Source organism: Lentzea roselyniae (assembly GCF_039537795.1).
GTDB classification, from domain to species: Bacteria; Actinomycetota; Actinomycetes; order Mycobacteriales; family Pseudonocardiaceae; genus Lentzea; species Lentzea atacamensis.
On sequence record NZ_BAABBE010000017.1, the window covers coordinates 184522 to 199666 of the forward strand.

Below are 15145 nucleotides of genomic sequence, written 5' to 3' on the forward strand. Positions count from 1 at the left end.
CTTAACGCACGGGCCGCTCACCTATTCCCAGTAGCCTGATCACATGCTTGAGGTGCGGGACCTCCGCAAGAGCTTCGGCGACGACCCGGTGTTCGGGGGACTCGGCTTCGAGGTGGCCGCGGGGGAGGCGGTGGCGATCGTCGGCCGCAACGGTGCAGGCAAGTCGACGCTGCTCAAGTGCCTGGTGGGGGCCGAGCACCACGACGCGGGCGAGGTGCTGGTCCACGGGGAGTCGCGCGACGAGACCTCCGCGTCGTTCCGCGCGTTGACGGCCGCACTGCTGGACGACGCCGACTACTTCCCGGACGTGTCCGTTGTGGAACACCTGCGGTTGCAGGCGTGGCTGCACGGCACCCCGGACCCGGAACGCGAGGTGCTCGCGGCGCTGGACGAGCTGGGCCTGTCCGAGGTGCGCGACCAGTTGCCACCCACGTTGTCGAGCGGGCAGCGGCACCGGCTGGGTCTCGCGTCGTGCTTCGTGCGGCCACGCGGTCTGCTGGTGCTGGACGAACCGGAGCAGCGGCTCGACGTGCAGGGCCGGACCTGGCTGCGCGAGCGGCTGAAGGCCGAGAAGGCGGCCGGGGTGGCGGTCGTGTTCGCGTCGCACGACCAGGACCTCCTCGACGCGGTCGCGAACCGCTGCGTGACCCTGTGACCCCGTCGGTAGCCGAGGTGAGTGACCCGGCGACCCCGTCCGCAGCCGAGGTGCGCAGGCGGCTTCGGCGCCCGCCACCGCCGTGGCGGTTCCGGCTCGCCCGCCTCTACGAACGGCTGGTCAACACGGCGATCGCCGGCGCGATCGGCTGGGGCCTCGCGTTCAAGGGCCTCGCCAAGACCGGGCAGGCGGGAGCGAGCGAGTGGACCGCGCTCTGGCTGTCCGTGCTCGCGGCGGTCGTGCTGCTCAAGGTGCTGCTCGCGTTCGGGCCGGTGTTCGCGGGGCGGGACCGGATGTTCTGGGTGCTGAGCTCGCCGGTCGATCGGGCCGCGCTGCTGTCGCCGCGGTTCCTGGGACTGCTCGGGTTCGGCGCGGCGGTGGGCGCGGTGTGGCCGGCTGTCGTGTTCGGGGTCGTGGGGGTGTCGGCGCCGCCTGGGGTGTGGGTGTTCGCCGGGTCGGCGGCGGCCGGGGTCGCGGTGGTGGCGGGCGCGGTGGTCCTGCAACGTGCCCGGCTGCGTCCTCAAAACTGGCTGAGCGTTCTCGCCGCGGCGGCCGTGCTCGCACTGTTCCTGCGGTCCGACGTGGTCGCGGTCGAGATGATCTGGCTCGTCCCGGCCGCGGTGCCACTGGTCGTAGTCGCCGCGGCGTCGCTGCGGCGGCTGAACCGGGCCGACCTCTCCACCGGCGGAGCGCTCGCCGCGGCGGTGCGGGTGTCGGTGTCGTGGCTCGACCTGGCCCTGCTCGGTGCGATCCTGGCGGAACGCCGCGCACGGCTCCTCGGCCGGGTGCGGTCGGCCCGGCTGCGCGGCTCACCGGTGACCGTGCTGGTGTGGACGGACGTGCTGCGGGCGCGGCGAGCACCGAACGGCCTGCTGGTGTGGGCCGGGTTGCTGCCGCTGCCCGCACTGGTCGCACTTGGCGGCGAGGTCGACTGGGTGCCCGCGGTGCACCTGGTCGCCGCGTTCATCGCCACCGACAGGCTGGCGGCAGGGCTCAAGTCCGTCTGCCGGTCGGCGTCGATCCGCAGGATGCTCGGCGTGCCCGACTGGACGCTGCGGCTTGCGCACCTGGTCGTGCCCGCCACCGGCGCGGTGGTGTGGTGCGTCGCCACGGCGACGTTCACGCCGCATGTCTCGTGGCTCAACGCCGCCGTGTCCGCGGTCGGCGCGCTGGCCGTGGTGTACCGGATCGCCACGAAGCCACCGCTCGACTACGGCGTCGCGGCGATCGACTTCGGTGTGCTCGGGCCCGTGCCGATCGGGTTGGTCCTGCAGCTCAGCCGAGGTCCGTTACTGCTGTATTTGTTGTGTGTGCTGCAGGTGGTGCTCGGCTAGGGCGCTCTAGATCAACGAGGCGACGCGCGAAGCGGTGGCCACCGTGGACTGCGGGTTCTGACCCGTCACGAGCCGGCCGTCGACGATCACCGTGCTCGACCACGGCGCACCCGGCGCGAGCCGTGCACCCAGCTCGGCCAGCCGGCCCGCGACCGAGTAGGGCACGTTGAGGCCGCCCTGGCGCTCCTCCTCGTCGCTGAACACCGCCATCTCCTTGCCGGCGAACACGAACGAGCCGTCCGCGCGGACCGCGCTCAGCAGCCCGGCCGGACCGTGGCACAGCGCCGCGACCAGCTTGCCGCTGTCGTGGAAGTCCGCCAGCAGCGTGCCCAGAGTCTTGTCGAACGCCAGGTCGGTCATCGGGCCGTGGCCGCCGGGCAGGTAGATCGCGTCGAAGTCCGCGGCGTTCAGCGACGCCAGGTCGGCCGGCGCGCGCAGATCTTCCAGAGACGCGACGGCGTCGTCGAACGTGCCGTCGAGGCTCGCCTTGTCGACGGCCGGCACGACACCGCCGGGCGTCGCGACGGTGACCTCGACACCGGCCTCGCGCAGCACGCGCACCGACTCGACCACTTCCTCCGCCCAGAATCCCGTGGGGTGGCTCGTGCCGTCCGCCAGCGTCAGCGAGTCGGCGCCGGACACGACCATCAGTAGCTTCTTCATGGCACCCATACCATCACGAATCCTTCAAGGGCGTCGGCAGAGCCATAAGATGCCTTATGGCCGACAAGTTGACGGACCTGGATCTGCTCGCGACGTTCGTGGAGATCTACCGGGGCGGCTCGATCACCGCCGCCGCGACCAGGCGCGGGCTCACCCAGCCCGCGGTGAGCGGCCAGCTCGCCAAGCTGGAGAAGGAGCTCGGCGAACCGCTGTTCGTCAGGAGCAGCCGGGGCGTCACGCCCACACCCCGCGCCGACGAACTGGCCCGCCGCGTCGGATCCCACGTCGACCACCTGCGCAACGCGCTCGATCCCGCGCCCGCCCTCGAAGGCACCGTGCGGATCGGGGGAGCGGCGGAGTTCATGACCGCCCGCGGCCTGCCCGCGCTCACCCCGCTGGTCCGGCGCGGCATCCGGTTCGAGGTCACCCTGGGCCTGGCGAACGACCTGCTCAACGGCCTCAAGACCGGGCAGCTCGACATCGTGCTGTCCGCGGTCCGGCCGGGTGCGGGACTCACCGCGACACCGTTGACCGACGAGGAGTTCCTGCTGGTGGGGCCGCCGCTGCTGGCCAGAACGGTGGACCAGGCACTTCTCGCGGTGGACCCGGCGCGTGCTCTCGAACACCTGCCGCTCGCCGCCTACTCGGACGAGCTGCCGATCATCCGCCGCTACTGGCGCAGCGAGTTCGGCAAACGTCCGAAGAACGCCGTGGCCGTCATCGTCCCCGACCTGCGCGCGGTCCTGGCCGCCGTGATCGCCGGGGCGGGCGTGTCCGCGTTGCCGCGCTACCTCGCCGAGCCCGCGCTGACCGCCGGATCCGTCGAGCTGCTGCACCAGCCGGAGATCCCGCCGCTCAACACCCTCTACCTGGTGACCCGCGGAACACCCACGCCTGCCGCACGGGCGGTCGTCGAGCACCTGCAAGAACGCGATTGGGGCGTTCTCTAACGCGGCAACCGCACGGTGAACGTCGTGCCGGCACCCACTTCACTCGCCACGGAGATCGTGCCGCCGAAGACCGTGGTGTCCGCGATGGACGCGGCCAAGCTCGGCGAGTGCGTCGTGAACGGGCCCGGGATCAGTCCGGAATGGAGGGACAAGCTCCTCGCGATGATGCGCGACATCGCTCCGGAAGGACGTTTCGGCATCCCGGAGGCACCCGCGTTGCGGAGCAAGCCGCTCGCGATCAAGAACGGCTGGACCCTGCACACCGACACGTGGACGGTGACGTGCCTCGCGGTGTGGGACGGCTGGTCGCTGGCCGTGCTGGCCCGCCACCAGGGCCGCGATCACCACGGCGCGCAGGTCTGCGCGACCGTCGCCGACCAGCTGTTCTCAGACGCTCCTGAGCACTGAAACGACGACGCCGAGGATCACTGCCTTGTCGCCGTCGATGACCGGGTAGTCCGGGTTGCGCGGCTCCAGGTACACGTGGCCGTTGCGGCGCTGGTAGACCTTGACGGTCGCTTCCTCGTCGATCATCGCGGCCACGATCTGCCCGTTGTACGCCTCGTGCGTCTGCTGGACCACGACCATGTCGCCGTCGCAGATCGCGGCGTCGATCATCGAGTCACCGCGCACGCGCAGCGCGAACACGTTGCTGCCGCGCCCGACCAGCCCGCGCGGCAGGCTCAGCACGTCGTCCACGTGTTCGATGGCGGAGATGGGCGTACCGGCTGCGATGTCACCGACGACGGGCACCGAGATCGAGTCCGCGGAGATCTGCGCGGACGCCCTCTCGTGCAGGAAGACCCGCACGTCCATCGGCCGCGTCACCGACGAGCCGCGGCGCAGGAAACCCTTGTCCTCCAAGGCCGACAGGTGCTTGGACACCGAGGAGGACGACTTCAGACCGACAGCGTCGCCGATCTCGCGGGTGCTGGGGGAGTAGCCGTGCTCGACGACCCAGTCGCGGATGGCGACCAGGATCTTCTGCTGGCGTTCCGGCAGCACCGTCGTGTCGAGTTCGAGATCGTCGTAGGCGGTCATCGGCCAGATAGTAGTTATTCGGTTGCCGGACACGATCGGGTGGTCGTTTGATCAAGCGACGACATCAGCCTGGATGGGGAACCTCGTAAGGTCCATCCGCCGCGGTCGGCCGCACGGCAACGCGAACGGGCCGAGCCGGCCGCGCTGAAGCAACCGGACAACGACGCGCTCCAGCCGGCGATCGAGTCACTGTCCGATGGCGCGCTCGTGGGGTCGTTGTCGACGTTCTTCGTCGACCACCGCGCCGGGCGGTTCTCTTACGGCATCGCGCTTGGCGCCGACCACCACCGTCGCGGTGCCACTGCTGCTGAATCACATGTTCGGCGAGCGGAGGCTGCACAAGTGCGAGGCGAATGTGTGGGCGTTCAACGCGCCCTCTCTCGCACTGCACCGCAAGCTCGGCTTCACGGAGGAGGGCAGGCTGCGTGACCACGAGTTCTTAGCCGGCCGCCACCACGACGTCGTGCTGTTCGGGATGACGGCGCCCGAGTTCGCCGCCCGCCACCCGTTCCCGAGCGAGATCTGATCTCCAGCCGCACCATGTGGCGGTGAGCACACGCCGGGAACGCATCTGGGGCCTGCGGCCAGGTAGGGATGTGCGAAGCGACGTGGCGCCCGTGGCGCTGACCCCTGAAGTGGCGCCCGCCGTGCTGGACGAGGCCGCGCTGCTGACCCTGTACGAGTCGACGGCCGAGCGGTTGCACCGCTACGTGGCGAGGCGTGTCGGCGCGGACACCGCGCAGGACGTGGTCTCCGAGGCCTTCCTGGTGCTGTGGGACCAGCGCGCCGGTCAGGTCTACGAGGCCGACGCCGTGCGCGCGTGGCTCTACGGCGTGGCGACGAACCTGCTGCGCAACCACGTGCGCGCGGAGGAACGCAAACTGCGTGCGTGGAGCAAGGCGCACGCGGCCCGCGTCGACGAGGGCGACATCGGTGACCGGGCGAGCGCCGTGGCGGACGCGGACCTGCTCGCCGGGCCGCTCACCGACTGGCTCGCCGAACTGCGCGTCGAGGAACGCGAAGTGCTGCTGCTGCACGCGTGGGCGGACTTCACGCCGGCCGAGATCGCCGTGGCGCTCGACGTCCCGGTGGCCACCGTCCGCACCAGGCTGCACCGCGGCCGTGCCCGGCTGCGCACCCGCCTCGCCGCCACCGACCACGACTTCTCCGAGGACAGCCATGTCTGAGCCGACCAAGTCAGAGAGCCTCGACCGAGTGCTCGACGCGGCGCTGGCTCGTGCCGCCGACGAACCCGTGCGGTTCGACGTCGCCGCGGGCAGGAACGCGCTGGCGGCAGCGCTGAAGGCCCGAGCAGAGGAACCCGTCGTCGAGCACCACCCGCGCCGCCGGGTGCGCTGGCTCGCCGCCGCGGCCGCCGTGGGCGTGCTCACCGCCGGTGGGCTGGGCGCGCTGACCATCGACAACGGCGGTAGCTCGGCGACCGCCGCCGAGGAGCTGATCCGTGCCGCCGACCTCGCCGCCCGCGTCGTCGAACGGCCCGTCGGCCCCGGTCAGTACCGGTACGTGCGCGCCAGGTACGAGGGCATCACCGTGGAGTTGGGCTCCATCAAGGCGTACACCACCGACATGGCCAACGAGGAGTGGATTCCCGCCGACCGCCGCGACGAGTGGATGTTGAAGTTCGACGTCGGCTCCGCGAAGTGGCTGCCGGGCCACGAGGGCGAAGGGGAGCCGGACGCCGGCCCGTTCAAGAACGACCCCGAGTTCCGCGGCAAGTGCGGCAAGTACTCCTACTACGCCGAAGGTCAGCCGGACCGCTGCACCACCGCCTCGTTCAGGAACCCGACGCCGGAGTTCATCGCCTCGCTGCCCAAGGACCCGAAGGAGCTGCTGGCCAAGCTCAAGGAGAAGGGCGGGCCGACGGACGGTGATGCGCTGCAGGAGGCTCGCGGGGCGTTGCGGTCGGGGCAGTATCCCGCCGAGGTGCGGGCGAACATCTTCCGCGCGCTCGCGTTGCTGCCGGGGCTGGTCGTCACCGACAAGCGGGCGAACCTCGACGGCAAGGAGGGCGTCGCTCTCGGCATGAGGTACTACGACGACTTCACCGAGATCATCATCGACCCGGACAACGGGGACTTCATCGGCGGCAGGTCGGTCGTCGCCGAGGACCTCGGTGAGGAGGACGGCGGGTTGAAGAAGGGGACGGTCCGCGACTCCTACGCGGTGACCAGCGCGGTCGTGAACTCACTGGGCGCCCGTCCCTAAAACATGCAACCCTGGAGTTGCACATCTTCGTGGGGTGTGCAACTCTGGGGTTGCACTTGTTGGCGGACGTGGGGAGTTTGTCGTGACCGTGGACCGGATCGAACGCGAGACCCTGATCGAGGCGGCGCCAGAGCGCGTCTGGCAGCTGGTGACCGAGCCGGGGTGGTGGGTGGCCTCCGCGCCGTCGGGCACGGCCGTCGAGGGTGAGACGACGTTGTGCAAGAACGAGACGTACGGCGACTTCCCGGTGCGGGTCGAGACCGTGACGCCGCAGAGCTACGTGTCGTACCGCTGGGCCAGTGCGTTCAGCGGCGAGGAGCTGCGTGCGGGCAACACCACGCTGGTCGAGTTCACGCTGACGCCGGAGGGTTCCGGCACGCGGCTGCGCGTCGTGGAGAGCGGGTTCGCGTCGCTGGCGGGCTCGGAGGAGCTGCGCGCGAAGGCGCACGAGGACAACACGGGTGGCTGGCCCGAGGTGCTCGACGCGTTCAAGAAGAAGGCCGAAAGCTAAGTTGGGTGCGTGCCCAAGTCTGCCGACCGTGGTCGCCGCACCCGTGAACAACTGATCGAGGCCGCCGCCCAGCTCGTGGGCGAGGTCGGCTGGGGTGCGGTGACCACGCGGCTGGTCGCCGAACGCGCTGGCGTCAACGCGGCACTGGTCCACTACCACTTCTCGTCGGTGCCGGACCTGCTGTCGACGGCCGCGCTGCAGTTCGCGGAGAGGGTGCTCGCCGAGGCCGCGGACGCGTTGCGGTCGTCGGAGCCGTCTCAGGGCATCGAGCGCATGCTTGAAGATCTCTCTCGTTTCACCGGCACGGATCCGGAGTCGTTGTTGCTGGCCGAGGCGTTCCTGGCCGCGCACCGGCTACCTGAGCTGCGGGCTTCCCTCGCGGCGCTGGTCGCGGACTTCCGGGGACGCGTGGCCGAGTGGCTGCGGAGTGCCGGCGTGAAGGACGCCGACGCGATCGCGCTGTTGCTGGGCGCGGCCATCGACGGGCTGGTCCTGCATCGCGCGTTGGACGAGTCAGTCGACTTCCGCGTGGTGGCGGGCCCGTTCCGGCGCCTCGTCGCGGGCTGACCAGCGAGGCTCGCCGCCCGCCTCCGCGAACGCGGTCAGCGCCTCGACCAGCGCCTGGCGGGTGTGCTCCGGCATGCGGGCGACGATCGCGCTGATCTCGGCCCGCCTGCGCGCGGTCACGTCGTGCACGACCCGGCGGCCCTCGACGCTCGGCACGACCACGACCTCGCGTTTCGTGACGGGGTTCGGTTCGTGCTCGACCATGCCGGACGCGATCAGCCGGTCGATCATGCGTTTCGCCGTCGACGGGTTGACCTCCAGCAGGTCCGCGAGCGCAGTGAGCTTCATCGGGCCGCGGCTGTCCAGCAGCACGAGCATCCGCAACTGCGGCAACGTGAGTGTCTCCTCGACGGCCGCCAGTGATCGCGCCGACACGGCGACCAGCAGGCGGGACGCGGTGAGGACCGCGTCGGTCAGGTCGTCGATCTCGCTCACCCACCCAGTTCTACAGGGTCGGCCGGAGATAACGAACCGATAAACATTGCACTGTGCAATGGTCGGCGTGCCTCGATCTGTCCGTACCTCCCGGCATGCGGATACTGCTCATCACCCTGTTGATCGTTCTGGTGGGTGCACCGCCCGCGCTCGCGCAGCCGAACCTCGGTCCCGACCACGTCCAGACCCAGTTCGGGCCCATGGGGCCCGCCGGCCGCGACCTGCTGCAGAAGGTGGCACTCGCGGGCTTGTGGGAGGGCCCTGCGGGGCGGATGGGCCTGGAGAAGTCGGCCAGCCCGCTGGTCAGGGAGGCCAGCCGGCACCTGATCGACGGACATGCCGATCTGGACAGGAGAACGATCGAGCTCGCGCGCACGCTGAACGTGGACCTGCCAACGCAGCCCAACGAGGCTCAGCAGGGCTGGCTGAACGAGATGGCGGCCGCGCCCGCCCGCAGTGCCGAGTTCGACAGGGTCTTCGCGAACCGGCTCCGTGCCGCGCACGGTGCGGTCTACAAGTTCCTGGCCCAGGTGCGCACCGGCACGCGCAACACGGCGATCCGCGACTACGCCAAGGTCTGCATGGACACCGTGCTCGACCACATGACGGTGCTGGAGGCGACCGGGATGGTCGACTTCAACGACACCGAGGCGATCCCGTTGGCGCTGGTCGCGCAACCTTCTTCGATCGCGCCGACGCCTGCTCCTCGTGCGCCGCAGGTCATCGCGCAGAACTCGGCGCAGCGCCAGGACCAGAGCGGCGTGCCCGACGGCCTGATCGGCCTGGCCGTGCTGGTGGTGGCGGCAGTCGGTATCTGGCTGTGGAGTGGCGGGCGGAGCAGCGGGCGCGTGCGCTAGATTGGGCATATGCCTAAGTCGAGTGCCCAACGGGCGTTGGTGGTAGGAGCGGGGATCGCCGGGCTGACGACGGCGTGGTGGCTGGAACGCGCGGGCTGGGACGTCCTGGTCGTCGAGAAGGCGCCCTCGTTCCGCGCGGGTGGCTACATGATCGATTTCTTCGGGCCGGGTCACGAGGTGGCGCGGCGGATGGGCCTGCTGCCGGCGCTGGAACGGCGGCGCGCGCCGATCTCGTCGGTGACCAGCGTGGACGCCCGCGGGCGGTCGCGTGCCACGATCTCCGCCTCGGCCTACTCGGCGGTGGCGGACGGGGTGATCAGCCTGCTGCGCGGCGAGCTGGCGGAGGTGATCCTGGCCGACCTGCGGTCTCCGATTCGTCACGGCACAACGGTTTCTGCGGTCGACGACGGCCTGGTGACGTTCTCGGACGGATCCGCTGACTCGTTCGACCTGGTGGTGGGTGCGGACGGCGTGCACTCACGCGTTCGGGAGCTGGTGTTCGGGTCGTCGTTCGTGCGGTACCTGGGCCACCACACGGCGGCGTTCTCCGTCCAGGACCCGGAGTTGAGCGCGCGGATCGGCTATCGCTACCAGATGCTGACCGTGCCGCACCGGATGATCGGCTGCTATGCCGTGCGCGGTGGGGCGATGGCGGCGTTGATGCTGTACCGGTCGGACGAGCAAGCCGTGCCCGCGGATCCGGCGGCGGCGTTGCGTGATCGGTTCGGCGACCTCGGCTGGGTGGCACCCGAACTGCTTTCCGCGGTGCCGCAGGACATCTACTACGACGAGGTGTCCCAAGTGGACCTGCCGACCTGGCATCGCGGCAAGGTCGTCCTGGTCGGTGACGCGTGCGGGGCAGTCTCGCTGTTCGCCGGCCACGGGGCGTCCCTCGCGATGACCGGCGCGTTCGTGCTGGCCGAGGAGCTTGCGGCCGGCACGGACGGCGCTTTCGAGCGCTACCAGACGCGGATGAAGCCTGCCGTCGCGCACACCCAGGAGTTCGGGCGTCGTTTCATCGGCTGGATGGCGCCGTCGTCGACCTGGCGCATCTCGTTGCGGGACTGGGCTTTCCGTCTGTCCGGGTTGCCGGTGGTGCGGAACCTGATCCGCGGCTCGGTCGCGCCGGACGTCGACGGCGTGCTCCACCGCGCGTCGTAGGCCGCGCTGCACGGCTTGGCCGAGGGCTAGCGGCATGTCCGTTACCCGTTCGGGCTAGATCAGGACAGACTGTCCGCGTGGAACGGGAACGCAGGTGGGCGGACAAGGGTGAGGCGATCGGGCACGGCGTGAGCTGGCTCGCGCGGTGGAGTCTGCGGGTGGCGCTGGCCGCGCTCGGCTTCTGGATGGTCTTCTGGATCATCGGGAAGATCTGGGTGGTCGTGATGCCCGTGCTGCTCGGGTTGCTGATCACGACGGTGCTGTGGCCGCCGGCCAGGTGGCTGATGTCGAAGGGGCTCAACTCGGCGCTGTCGGCGACGATCGTGCTGGTCGTCGGGCTGGTGGTGCTGGGAGGCGTCATCGCGGCGATCTCCACGTCCATCGCGTCCGGTGTGCCGGAGATCGCGAAGAGCGCCACCGAGGCGGTGCAGCAGGCGCAGAAGTGGGCGTCAGGGCCGCCGCTCAACCTGGCCGACACCGATCTCGACCGGTTGATCGCCCAAGGGGTCGAGCAGGTCAAGTCGAGCATCGGGTCGATCGCGAGCGGGCTGCTGACCGGGGCCGGCGCGGTGACGTCCGGTGTCGTGACCGGGCTGGTGGCGTTGTTGCTCGCGTTCTTCTTCGTCAAGGACGGCATGCGGTTCACGCCGTGGCTGCGCGGCCTCATCGGCGAGCGCGCGGGCGGGCACGTCACGACGGTGCTGGAGCGGATCTGGGTGACGCTCGGCAGCTTCATCCGCAGCCAGGCGGTCGTGTCGCTGATCGACGCGGTGTTCATCGGGCTCGGCCTGGTGATCCTCGGGGTGCCGCTCGCGATCCCGCTGGCGGCGCTGACGTTCCTCGGCGGCTTCATCCCGATCGTCGGCGCGTTTATCGCCGGTGCGCTGGCGGTGCTGGTCGCGCTCGTCAGCAACGGGCTGACCACGGCGATCATCATGCTGATCATCGTCATCGTCGTGCAGCAGGTCGAGGGCAACGTGCTGCAGCCCATCCTGCAGTCACGCGGCCTGCGCCTGCACGCCGCCGTGGTGTTGCTGGTGGTGACCGCGGGTACCTCGTTGTACGGCATCGCGGGCGCGTTCTTCTCCGTGCCGGTCGCCGCCGCGGTGGCGGTCGTCCTGCGCTACCTGGGCGAGGTCATCGAGGCGCGCTCGGTGCCCGTGATGGACTCGGCGCCCGTAATGGACACGTCACAAGTTGACGGGGATGAACCGGGCAAGACCGAGCGTTCTGCTGAGTGAACACCGAGCAGAGGAGAACCACTGTGACGGAGAAGGCTGTTCTCGCGGGCGGCTGCTTCTGGGGCATGCAGGACCTGTTCCGCCGCCACCCCGGAGTCGTCTCCACCCGCGTCGGCTACACCGGCGACCCCAGCACGCCCAACGCCACCTACCGCCGCCACGGCAACCACGCCGAGGCCATCGAGATCGTGTTCGACCCCGAGCAGCTCAGCTACCGGCAGATCCTGGAGTTCCTGCTTCGACACCCACATCCGGGACCGATCCCGTAACAGAGGCACTTCGACCGCCCGTGCGACCCTGTGGAAGTCGCACGGAATACAACCCGGCTCGTCCTGCTAGTCAGCACCGCGGGGACGCCCATGAGTGACGGAATCGTCCCGGCGCTCGAGTTCAGGAAGGCCTTGGCCGATCGAGCCTCCGCGTCCGGTGATGCACCAGTGAACGGTCTTGCGGGCTCATCCGGACCATCGCACGTACGACGCACACTGGACCTGAGGCGGACCGAGACACCCGGACTCGGCGAAATGCCCGTCGTGCAACGGGAACACCGGTATCGACGGCGCTACGCGGTGGTGCTGCTCGACTCCGACGGCAGGCTCACCGACCAGAGGCTGTTCTCACAGCTGGGGTGGACACCGGGAACACGAGTCGACATCGGCGTGAGCGACGGCCACGAAATCGTCGTACGCCGCGACGACCAGGGCGACTGGACGCTGACCGCCCGCAACATGGTGCTGATACCCGCGCCCTTGCGGCACTGGTGCGGCTACGACGCCGGCGACGCGGTACTGGTGGTGGCGGTACCGTCGATGTCCGCCGTGGTACTGCACGACCTGGAGGCCCTGGACCAAGCGCTACCCGATCCCAGAAGGATCGTGGAGCGGATGCGTCCCGCCGGTGCGCCGCCCGGTCTCGACGTTCCGACAACCGCCGACACTACTGACGACCCTGACGACGGCGAGCTCTCATCCGGGTGCGGGTCCCATGTCGGCAACCGGGCCCAGGATGCGGCAGGTTCGGGTGATGGCCGTGGGTAGCACTCAGGCCGACGTGCAGGTGTTGGTCCAGATGATGCAGCACTTGAACGTGGAGCCGGAAGAACTCCTGGCTGCCGCGCGGCCGCAGAACGTACCGACCTTCGAGCAGTTCATGCCCCTCGTGCGTGACGCAGCGCCCCCGGCGTCGCGGCTCGTCTACCGCGCCTACTGGAACACGATCGTCGCATGCTGGAGCACGCGCAGGCTGCACGAGCCGACCCCGCGCGATGTGGACGAACTGTACGAGCACGTACGCGCCATCGCGCAACGGCGCCGTAACCACGCCGACGGCGCCAGCGCAGTACATCACATGTACTACGCGCTGCAACGCGTGTACCGATTGGCAGTGGATCAGGGGATTTTGTCGTCGCGGCAGGACCTGATGGCGAAGTGCCCAAACCCCGCAAAGTCAAGTCTCGGCGTCACGCATTGAGTCCGCAGCTATATCAGGAGATCGTCAAGGCTGCCGTTAGGACTGGACACGATCCGCGGCTGGACAGTCTGTTGCTTCGGTTCCACCTGGAGACTGCCGCGCGAACCGGTGGCGCGCTGAGTTTACTTCTGGAGGATTTGGACCCCGATCGGTTGCTGATCACGCTGAGGGAGAAGGGCACGCAGCGTGATCAGCCGGTCTCCCGGACGCTCATGCTGGCACTGCTCGATCATGCGCATGAGCGTGGCGTTCGAGACAGGACGAGTCCGCTGTTGCGGTTTCCTGACGGAAGGCCGCTGACCCGAGCCCGCCACCGGAGGCTGTGGAATCGGATGCGTAAGCACGTGAAGGCCGTCGATGAAGAGAGCATCAGCACGCACTGGTTGCGGCACACCACCTTGACATGGGTGGAGCGCAATTTCGGCACGGCGGTAGCCATCGCCTACGCCGGACACTCCCAATGGAACCTCTGGCGGGGCTCCACCACGATCTACGTCAAGGCGAGTCTTGAGGAGGTTGCCACCGCTTTGCAGGCCCTGACCGGTGAGCGACATCCGCTGGCCTTGGTCGGGTCGTGGACGGTTGAGACGGATGACGTGCACCCGCTGCAAGAGGCCGAACGGTGACCAAGATCATCTGCAGTTGGTGAGTCATTGCTGGCCAGACGGGCGCACTTCCTGCACCTCGTGCGGAAAGCGATGGCCGTGTACTCCGCCGTGGGACTGCTGATCGTGGGACCTCGACAGGTTCGGAGACGTCAACGACGCAGACTGCCGCAGCGGGCGACGACTACGTCAAAGGCCGTGGCGGCCCGCATGGCCTCCGTGTTACATCTGGAGGCCATTGCGGGACGTCTCGGTGGCGACGAGTTCGTCATCCTGGTTCCCGGCGCCGATGTCGAGGACACCATGTGCCTCGCGAAGTCTGTGCTAAATGAGCTGAACGGCGCTCCGGAGCAACTCGGGGCGAGCATCGGTGCCGCTGTGTCCGGTTCAGGCGCCGACACGGCCGACCTGCTGCGGGACGCGGACACGGCGATCTACGTAGCGGAGCGCACCGCGAGCCGCGTCCTGGGACGGCTGACCTCGCTCAGCGCGTGACGTACGGGGCTCGGTCTGATGGGCGCCGCGGGAAGTCGAGCACCGCGATCGGTTTGCCGACTGGGCTTCCCGCCTGGCCGAAGGAGATCGCGCCCGTGGCACCCTGGATCTCGAAGCGCTGCAACGCTTCCCTGACCACCGCTGGAGTGGCAATGGCGACTGTGTAGTTAACAGCGGTGAAGGCCGCAAGCGCGGCGTCGTGGTGTAGCAGCGCATAGCCGTCGTCGAGCCGGTCGGCGAACTGAGCGCTGTAACTGGCCTCGAACCGCGCGAAACCAGGAGGCGCGTACACCGAGCCCGAGGCCCAGCCCGCAGGATCGACCGGACTGGCGTACACCAAGGTCAGCTTGGTTCGGTGCACCTCCCGTGCGGCCTCGTCGATGCCGATGGTCTCGGTCACGACGGTGATCGGCTGGTTCGGGCATACGATGGCGATGGAGTTGACCACGTTCCGCAGCCCGGCCGAGCGGCCGCTGTAGAAGACGACTGAGTCGTCCTGGCATAGCTGCTGGACGGCCCGCTGGAACCCGAGCGTGCTGTCGACGACGTTGCGTTCGAGGTGCCCCGGCCATCTCCTCGCCAGGCTGTCGCTCAGCGCGCCGACGTACGGGTCGCTGGGGCCGTCGGAGATCAGGCGCGTGGGCACGAGCGACCGGCTGACCAGTTCGTCGGCGAGGGCCTCGGCGAACTGGTCGTTGTCCGGGGTGATCCGCATGACGCCGTCCTCGCGGAGGGCGTTGGCCGTGGCCGAGATCAGGGGAATTCCCCGCGCCGCCAGCCACCGCGCGGCCTGCTGGGTGTCGACGGTGCTAGGGCCCGTCCTCAAAGCCAGAGGGTGAGGGTGGCCAGGTCGATCATGGCTTGGTAGGACAGGGCGGTCTTGTCGTAGCGGGTGGCGATCGCGCGGAACTGTTTGAGCCGGTTGAAGCAGCGT

General features: G+C 69.3%; 20 protein-coding genes and 2 pseudogenes. 17 read left to right on the top strand and 5 right to left on the bottom strand.

From position 1 onward, the window contains the following. The first annotated feature begins 43 nt into the window (after positions 1-43). A complete protein-coding gene (locus ABFX45_RS28715) occupies positions 44-655 on the top strand; it encodes an ABC transporter ATP-binding protein (protein ID WP_346133248.1) in 612 nt (203 codons plus the stop codon). A 17-nt stretch (positions 656-672) separates the two neighbouring features. After that, positions 673-1989 carry a DUF6297 family protein gene (locus tag ABFX45_RS28720; protein ID WP_346133250.1) on the top strand — a complete coding sequence of 439 codons (1317 nt, stop codon included), beginning with the start codon at positions 673-675 and terminating at the stop codon, positions 1987-1989. Between the two features lie 6 nt (positions 1990-1995). Here the strand turns inward: ABFX45_RS28720 and ABFX45_RS28725 are convergent, their stop codons facing one another. Next, positions 1996-2652 (bottom strand): type 1 glutamine amidotransferase domain-containing protein, encoded by a 657-nt coding sequence (locus ABFX45_RS28725; protein ID WP_346133252.1) that lies wholly within the window; start codon positions 2650-2652, stop codon positions 1996-1998. 56 nt (positions 2653-2708) lie between these two features. Here ABFX45_RS28725 and ABFX45_RS28730 point away from each other — a divergent pair, with 56 nt between their 5' ends. Beyond that, complete coding sequence (locus ABFX45_RS28730; protein ID WP_233440306.1) at positions 2709-3602, top strand: LysR family transcriptional regulator; 894 nt, start codon at positions 2709-2711, stop codon at positions 3600-3602. A 24-nt stretch (positions 3603-3626) separates the two neighbouring features. Beyond that, positions 3627-4010, top strand: a complete 384-nt coding sequence (locus ABFX45_RS28735) for a hypothetical protein (protein ID WP_146231939.1) — start codon at positions 3627-3629, stop codon at positions 4008-4010. Here ABFX45_RS28735 and lexA read toward each other — a convergent pair. Further along, entirely contained in the window at positions 3990-4643 is a 654-nt protein-coding gene (lexA, locus tag ABFX45_RS28740) for a transcriptional repressor LexA (RefSeq protein WP_112225752.1), read from the bottom strand. The two genes, ABFX45_RS28735 and lexA, sit on opposite strands and share 21 nt — an antisense overlap. A 271-nt stretch (positions 4644-4914) precedes the next feature. On the opposite strand from lexA, the gene ABFX45_RS28745 reads away from it, so the two are divergent. From ABFX45_RS28745 to ABFX45_RS28765, 5 genes are all read left to right on the top strand, one after another. After that, on the top strand, positions 4915-5169 hold the full coding sequence (locus ABFX45_RS28745) for a GNAT family N-acetyltransferase (RefSeq protein WP_109642990.1): 255 nt from the start codon (positions 4915-4917) through the stop codon (positions 5167-5169). A 22-nt stretch (positions 5170-5191) separates the two neighbouring features. Continuing rightward, complete coding sequence (locus ABFX45_RS28750) at positions 5192-5830, top strand: RNA polymerase sigma factor (RefSeq protein WP_170155396.1); 639 nt, start codon at positions 5192-5194, stop codon at positions 5828-5830. Beyond that, positions 5823-6869, top strand: a complete 1047-nt coding sequence (locus tag ABFX45_RS28755; protein WP_346133256.1) for a CU044_5270 family protein — start codon at positions 5823-5825, stop codon at positions 6867-6869. The genes ABFX45_RS28750 and ABFX45_RS28755 overlap by 8 nt, the downstream gene beginning before the upstream one ends. Before the next feature lie 82 nt (positions 6870-6951). Continuing rightward, on the top strand, positions 6952-7380 hold the full coding sequence (locus ABFX45_RS28760; RefSeq protein WP_109642995.1) for an SRPBCC domain-containing protein: 429 nt from the start codon (positions 6952-6954) through the stop codon (positions 7378-7380). Positions 7381-7389: 9 nt separating this feature from the next. Next, entirely contained in the window at positions 7390-7947 is a 558-nt protein-coding gene (locus tag ABFX45_RS28765) for a TetR/AcrR family transcriptional regulator (protein WP_109642998.1), read from the top strand. Here ABFX45_RS28765 and ABFX45_RS28770 read toward each other — a convergent pair. Further along, complete coding sequence (locus ABFX45_RS28770) at positions 7894-8382, bottom strand: MarR family winged helix-turn-helix transcriptional regulator (RefSeq protein ID WP_346133258.1); 489 nt, start codon at positions 8380-8382, stop codon at positions 7894-7896. The genes ABFX45_RS28765 and ABFX45_RS28770 overlap by 54 nt on opposite strands. Before the next feature lie 95 nt (positions 8383-8477). Between ABFX45_RS28770 and ABFX45_RS28775 the strand changes: the two genes are divergently transcribed. The 8 genes and pseudogenes from ABFX45_RS28775 to ABFX45_RS28810 all read left to right on the top strand — a co-directional run bounded on the left by ABFX45_RS28775 (position 8478) and on the right by ABFX45_RS28810 (position 14211). Next, the gene (locus ABFX45_RS28775; RefSeq protein ID WP_109643002.1) at positions 8478-9239 is read left to right on the top strand and encodes a DUF4142 domain-containing protein; all 762 of its coding nucleotides are present in this window, start codon (positions 8478-8480) and stop codon (positions 9237-9239) included. A 9-nt stretch (positions 9240-9248) separates the two neighbouring features. Continuing rightward, positions 9249-10400: an FAD-dependent oxidoreductase gene (locus ABFX45_RS28780; RefSeq protein WP_109643005.1), complete on the top strand. Its 1152-nt coding sequence runs from the start codon at positions 9249-9251 to the stop codon at positions 10398-10400. A 77-nt stretch (positions 10401-10477) separates the two neighbouring features. After that, positions 10478-11641: an AI-2E family transporter gene (locus tag ABFX45_RS28785; RefSeq protein ID WP_109643006.1), complete on the top strand. Its 1164-nt coding sequence runs from the start codon at positions 10478-10480 to the stop codon at positions 11639-11641. Positions 11642-11664: 23 nt separating this feature from the next. Continuing rightward, positions 11665-11895: pseudogene (locus ABFX45_RS28790) on the top strand (peptide-methionine (S)-S-oxide reductase); the annotation flags it as partial. 270 nt (positions 11896-12165) lie between these two features. Next, positions 12166-12678 carry a hypothetical protein gene (locus tag ABFX45_RS28795; protein WP_346133261.1) on the top strand — a complete coding sequence of 171 codons (513 nt, stop codon included), beginning with the start codon at positions 12166-12168 and terminating at the stop codon, positions 12676-12678. Beyond that, on the top strand, positions 12671-13111 hold the full coding sequence (locus ABFX45_RS28800; protein WP_346133263.1) for a hypothetical protein: 441 nt from the start codon (positions 12671-12673) through the stop codon (positions 13109-13111). Before ABFX45_RS28795 ends, ABFX45_RS28800 begins: the two co-directional genes overlap by 8 nt. Further along, a complete protein-coding gene (locus tag ABFX45_RS28805; protein ID WP_346133265.1) occupies positions 13069-13737 on the top strand; it encodes a tyrosine-type recombinase/integrase in 669 nt (222 codons plus the stop codon). The genes ABFX45_RS28800 and ABFX45_RS28805 overlap by 43 nt, the downstream gene beginning before the upstream one ends. Positions 13738-13809: 72 nt before the next feature. Further along, entirely contained in the window at positions 13810-14211 is a 402-nt protein-coding gene (locus tag ABFX45_RS28810) for a diguanylate cyclase domain-containing protein (RefSeq protein ID WP_346133281.1), read from the top strand. Here ABFX45_RS28810 and ABFX45_RS28815 read toward each other — a convergent pair. Next, complete coding sequence (locus ABFX45_RS28815) at positions 14201-15037, bottom strand: type 1 periplasmic-binding domain-containing protein (protein ID WP_346133267.1); 837 nt, start codon at positions 15035-15037, stop codon at positions 14201-14203. The two genes, ABFX45_RS28810 and ABFX45_RS28815, sit on opposite strands and share 11 nt — an antisense overlap. Further along, positions 15034-15145 (bottom strand): annotated as a pseudogene (locus ABFX45_RS28820) (IS5/IS1182 family transposase); the annotation flags it as partial. The pseudogene ABFX45_RS28820 and the gene ABFX45_RS28815, both read right to left, overlap by 4 nt.